Below are 6032 nucleotides of genomic sequence, written 5' to 3'. Positions count from 1 at the left end.
TCCCTGCAAGCATGTCGCTGCGGCGCATTATATTTTGGGCGAACGCTTCGACGAAGACCCTTTTCTCATTTTCCGCCTGCGGGGACGCACGCAAGATCAAGTCATGTCCGCTCTTCGGGAGCGTCGCGCGGGGGAAGATGATTTTGTGGATGAAGAGGAGCAGCCAGAAGTCATTATCCCCCTGGAAGAAAGCGTCGCGACCTTTTTTGAGCTTGGTGCGTCGCTGGACGGGTTTTCCGTGAATATTCATACGCCTGCCATCAAAATGCCCCTGCTCAAACGGCTGGGGGAGGCGAACTTTGTGCCGAAACCCGGCATCGAAGCACTTTTGCAGGGTGCTTATGCCAAAATCAGTGAGAAGGCGGTGGCGGTGGCGTATGGGGAGGAGGAAGATTAGGTAAAATGATTACCTGGTTTACGTCAGATACCCATTTTGGGCATGCGAATATTTTTTCTATAGTAGTCAAGATATCCATACAGCAATTACAACTTTCGGCGCGAGCCTATCACCGCATCTTGAAACTGGCGCGCACCATTGCCGATCTAGCCGAGGCCTTGCAGTATCGGCCAAAAATGGATTTAATGTAGCTCCCATCAGATTCTATTGACTCATCTCAAAAAAGACGGTCAAAGATGCACAAATTGAACCCAATACAAGGATTTTTGAATGAAGAGAGAAGAAATACTCGCGATTTTTGAACCATTGACGCGCGAGCAAATTCTGGCGACACCTGTGGGTATGTATGATGATAACGATCTTCTCGCTGTCGGTCAGCATTTTAGCGAATCAAGAGAATACGACAAATTTATCGCGGTTAGTGAATTGATTTTGCGATCATCAGAGATGTCCTACGACATGATTGATTATGAAATGCTGTATTTGGATGTTGTCGGTTTTTACCGCAGTACCCCCGGAACCGCTCTAGCCTGGTGTTATGCCATGCTGGCCTTTCTTGAGCAACATGTTGAAGGGGGAAACCGTGTATATATTTATCGCGACCTGGCCGAAATTTATTTGGCGGCGGACGACTTCAATACAGGTCTGGCACTCTCAACGCAATTAATCCATGATCAGCCCGGTAATGTCTGGCTGTACAATGGATTGGGGATGACATTGCCCCGTGCGGGGCTTCCCGCTTTAGCTGTGGATGTATTGGAACGCGGCCTGGAACTAATCAAAAAGAAAGACCCTGAAGGTCTCCGCGAGCAAATGACAGAAATGCGAAATGAAGCCCGCGAACAGTCGCAAAGCGCCGCCGACAAGTTGGAAGCGATTGATGCCGACATTTTGGCAAATTTTAAGGCCGCATTGGAATTGCCCGCAGAATTTGCGAAAGAAGCTGATTCCGACCTCCCCTATCCAGCTAAAATTGTGCGCTTGGCTGAACTCGGTGAAAAGGCAGATGATGTACTTTACGATGAAATCCTTGCCGCAGGGAAGGTGTTAATCCCGTTCTTGATTCATCTGGCGTATGACGAAGACAGCGAATGGGGTCATCTCCACGCCATAAATCTGCTACGCATCTGGCGAGACAAAGCCCCCGAAGAATTTTCATTGCTCAGCTCGTGGCTGGATCAGGCCGAGGGGAATTGGCATGTAGAACTGCTTTCCAGCAAGATTGGCAAAATTGGTGGCTACACCACGCAGGCTTTGAAAGACATGGCCGCCGACCGGAAGTATAGTACGCATCTCCGCGGCTCGGCTGCAGAAGCCTTGGTCGAGCGGGTTGAACACATCCCACATTTGCGTAAAGATGTGATCGCCCTGTTCCGCACGCTGTTTACGCGCCCCGAAGCCTATAAAGCCAACGAAGAACAGTTCATTGCCCGTCTGGTTGGTGATTCTTTGAATTTAGATGCCCGCGAACTGTACCCGGAGATTAAACAAGTCTATGATGAAGACCGTCTGGAACCGGGTTGGGTACATTTAGGTGATGTGCATGAAGAATGGGGTCTTCCTCCCATCCCCACAGAGCGCAGGGAAGATGGCCTGTATCTCCCGCTGGAATGTAAAGCCTGTGGTCGCACACGCGAACATTTCACGGAATATGTGCTTGTAGATCACAATTCATTGGATACTGAAGACACTGGTACAACTAAATATAGCGCCTATATCCTTGACCATGAAGTTGTGTGTCCCAAGTGCAACGTATCGGATCAATATGAGTTGACCAGTATGGCTCATTTGCGTTTAATGGCCCCCGATAATTTTATGGACATGGCCAAAATGCTCTTTGGGAAAAAGACTAAGAAATTTACAGCAAATCCGCGGGTGTTGTATTTCAGTTCGGTTGTTTTCGGCGAACCGATGCATCCGCTGGATGGTTTGGATGAATACCGCCGCCAAATTGCATTAAACCCAAAAGACGCTTCACTATATGCCAGAATGGGTTCTTTGCTGCGTATGTTAATGCGTTACTCTGACGCGCACGAAGCTTTAAAGCGTGCCTATAAATTGGCCCCTAACGACACAGATGTTATCATCCGCCTGGCGCTTTTTGAACATGATCTGGGCGACAGAGAAATTGCACGTGAACTATACCAACGGATTGTTGATCTGACGGAAAGCTGGACAATTCGGCAAAGGGCCAAAGATGTAGATTTTGTTGGAGCCATGGACGGGTTGCGCAATCTCAAGCATAATCGCCCCAGCCCGGCAGAAATTATATTGCACACATTGGATGGAAAGGAAGTTGAACATCCATCCATGCGTACGGGACAACCGCAACAGCGCTCCCGTTCGCTGCCCACCAGCGCGCCCAATCAGGAGCCACAAACTCAAAAGAAAGCCAAACGCGGACGCCGCGGTCGGCGAAAATAATAGAGGCAATGCCCCCCACTCCCATCTACACCATCGGCTATGGAGCCAGAGAAAACGAAGCCTTTTTCGCCGCGCTCAAAGCCCACCAGATCGAATTTCTGATCGATGTGCGCTCGCAGCCCTACTCGCGTCACCAGCCGGAATTTACCAAGTCCGCGCTGGAAGATGCGCTGCAAGCGAATGGTATTCGCTATGTCTTCATGGGCGATACCCTGGGCGGCAGGCCAGACGATGAAGCCTGCTATATCGATGGGGTGATCGACTACGCCAAACTGGCCGCCCAGCCTTTTTACCGCCGCGGCATTGAACGCCTGCACAACGCCAGCCGACAGGGTCATCGCGTGGCGCTGCTGTGCGCCGAAATAAAGCCCGAAAACTGCCGTCGCACGCGCCTGATCGGTCAAACGCTGAGCGCTGAAGGCATTGAAGTGCTGCATATTGACGAGAACGATGAGATCATCTCGCAAGATCAGGCTTTGCTGCGGCTCTCCGTTAAGACCTCAAAGGTCTCACCAAAAAATTCTCCGGCGGAAGAATCCTCGCTGAGACCTTTGAGGTCTACAACCGCTACCGCCGAACTCGAATCCACCCTCCAGCAAACCTTCGGCTATCCCGAATTCAGACCTTTACAACGCCGCATCATCGAAAACGTACTGCGCAAGCACGACTCGCTGGCAGTGATGCCCACCGGCAGCGGAAAATCGCTATGCTACCAACTGCCCGCCACGCTCTTCCCTGGCCTGACCGTGGTGGTCTCGCCGCTGATCTCGCTGATGGAAGATCAGGTGCTGGAGTTGCGCGAGTGGGGCATTGCCGCCGTCTATCTCAACAGCACACTGACCTTTGCCGAATACGATGCCACCGTCGAGCGCATCCGGGCCGGGGATGTGAAACTGCTCTACGCCGCGCCTGAAACCCTGCTGCGCCCTGAAACGATGAGCCTGCTCGAAAACATCTCCGTGGACGCGCTGGTGATTGATGAAGCGCACTGCATCTCGGAGTGGGGGCACGATTTCCGCCCCGAATACCGCCAACTGGCCGGGCTGCGTGAGCGTTTACCCAAGGCGGTTACACTGGCCGTAACCGCCACCGCCACCCGCCGCGTGCGCGCCGACATCAAAACTTCGCTCGCCATCAGCGACGCCAACGAATTTATTAGCAGTTTTAACCGCGAGAATCTGATCTTGCGTGTTGACGACAAAATTGCAGGCGTCGCCCAAGTGCGCGCTTTTCTCGATACCCATAAAAACCAGGCCGGCATCATCTACTGCGCCACCCGCGATGGGGTAGACACCCTCACCGCCCAACTGGCCGCGGCGGGCTACCCGGCGCTGCCCTACCACGCCGGGATGCAAGACGCCGACCGCCGCACCCACCAGCACCGCTTCCGTTACGAAGACGATCTCATCATAGTCGCCACCATCGCCTTTGGTATGGGCATCAATAAATCCAACGTGCGCTTCGTGGTGCATTACGACCTGCCCAAAAACATTGAAAGCTACTACCAGCAAATTGGCCGCGCCGGGCGCGACGGCCTGCCCGCACATTGCCTGCTGCTCTACGCCTACGGCGACGTGGGCACGATCCGCTACTTCATCAACCAGGAGCCGCCCGAACTGCGCCGCGGCGCCGAAATGCGCCTGCAAGCCATGCTCGACTTCGTCGAAACCCAAACCTGCCGCCGCATCCCACTGCTAAACTATTTTGGTGAAAAATTCCCCGATGAAGATTGTGAGGCCTGTGATCATTGCCTTGCCCAAAAACAGGACGACCAGGCCGACCCCGATGCTGATTCTGCCCAGATTGATTTAACCGCCCCGGCGCGCCTCCTGCTCAATTGCGCTCTGCAAACCGAGCAGATTTTCGGCGCCGCCCATCTGATTGACGTTTTACGCGGCTCGCGCGCCAAAAAGATTCTGCAATTCAAACACGACCAGCTCGAAATCTACGACAAAGGCAACGGCTACACCAAAGATCAATGGCGGCATATGGCAACCCAATTTGTGCGCCAGGGACTGTTGCAGCGCACCCCGCCCCACGGATCGCTGCGCGTCACCGAAGCAGGCCGCGCCGTTCTGGATGGCGGCGAATTCTTTGGCGCGCTGCCCGGAGCCATCCCCGGCGTAGCCGCGGCCCCCAAAGCCGCCCACGACCCCGGCTTGTTCGAACTGTTGCGTGCCCTGCGCGCCCAACTGGCCGCCGAGCGCAACGTGCCCCCCTATGTCATCTTCAACGACCGTTCACTGGTTGAAATGGCAACCTATTTCCCCCAAACACCTGAAACCCTGATCCAGATTTACGGCGTAGGCCAGCGCAAAGTCGAAGAATATGCCCCGCACTTTCTCCCCGTTATCCAGGCTTATTGCGCCGAAAACGATCTCCAGCCCATCCCCAAACCCGCGCCGACGCCTGCCACCCGCCATTCGCAACCCGCCACGCACAAGCGCACCGACTACATCTACAAGCAATATCAGTCCGGTGAGTCGATTGCCGCCATCGCCGCCGATTTAGGCTTCACCGAAGGCACCATTCTCAAGCATCTCAAAAAAGCGCACGCCGCCGGGCGTCCGCTGCGGGTGGAGGGGCTAAAGGCCAGCAGCCAACTCGCCACGCAGGATGAACTTCGGGTCATACAAGCCTTCAACGATCTCGGCCCCGATTTTCTGCGTCCCATCTTCGATGTTCTCGACGGGCAAATCCCCTACGAGCAACTCCATCTCTGGCGGCTGATTTACCTGGCAACCAGGGCGGCATGATGACTGCCTGATGGAAAGGTTGGCAACGGTACGGGTGCGGGAAGAACGCGACTTTTTGCACATAACATGCGAATGGTGTGTCCACCGCTTGATGTGAGACAACAGACGTAATATCCAAGCAAGATTTATATCCATTATCCCAAGCCCCAGTAGGCAAACAAGTTATAAAGTTACCCAAACCAATCCAGCCCGGTAGCAATCGTGTATATGGCTACAAATTCCGTCCGTTGGAACTGCACCATTTGGCCCTGGCGGCTGATTAATTTTTTCTCATCACAAATGCAAAAGAGCCTGACAAATTTTCTGTCAGGCTCTTTTTTTATCACAGGGGCACCCAATACCTTACTCGAGTAGCAGGCATTTCGCAAAAAATGACGAGAAAGACGGCTCGACCGTCAAACAAACCTGGGCTTCCGCATCTTTGGCGTTCACGGATTTGGGGCAATCCGGCGGTC

The 6032-nt window shown here is 53.7% G+C and carries 4 protein-coding genes; all 4 read left to right on the top strand.

From position 1 onward, the window contains the following. Positions 1 to 397, top strand: a 397-nt coding sequence (locus HN413_17685) for a hypothetical protein (GenBank protein MBT3392233.1), incomplete at its 5' end; no start/stop codon positions are given. Between the two features lie 5 nt (positions 398 to 402). Next, entirely contained in the window at positions 403 to 588 is a 186-nt protein-coding gene (locus tag HN413_17680) for a hypothetical protein (protein ID MBT3392232.1), read from the top strand. A gap of 79 nt (positions 589 to 667) precedes the next feature. Then, positions 668 to 2821, top strand: coding sequence for a DUF1186 domain-containing protein (locus tag HN413_17675; GenBank protein MBT3392231.1), 2154 nt, complete (start codon positions 668 to 670; stop codon positions 2819 to 2821). Between the two features lie 8 nt (positions 2822 to 2829). Further along, the gene (gene recQ / locus HN413_17670) at positions 2830 to 5577 is read left to right on the top strand and encodes a DNA helicase RecQ (protein MBT3392230.1); all 2748 of its coding nucleotides are present in this window, start codon (positions 2830 to 2832) and stop codon (positions 5575 to 5577) included. Positions 5578 to 6032 lie beyond the last annotated feature (455 nt).

It is taken from the genome of Chloroflexota bacterium, from assembly GCA_018648225.1.
Classification (GTDB): domain Bacteria; phylum Chloroflexota; class Anaerolineae; order Anaerolineales; family UBA11858; genus NIOZ-UU35.
Note: the sequence above shows the minus strand (reverse complement) of the source record. Positions and strands in the feature narration are given on the sequence as shown.

Excerpts from the sequence above, each read along its gene's own strand:
- HN413_17680 (MBT3392232.1), top strand. The coding sequence starts at position 403 with ATGATTACCTGGTTTACGTCAGATACCCATTTTGGGCATGCGAATATT.
- HN413_17675 (MBT3392231.1), top strand. The coding sequence starts at position 668 with ATGAAGAGAGAAGAAATACTCGCGATTTTTGAACCATTGACGCGCGAG.
- recQ (MBT3392230.1), top strand. The coding sequence starts at position 2,830 with ATGCCCCCCACTCCCATCTACACCATCGGCTATGGAGCCAGAGAAAAC.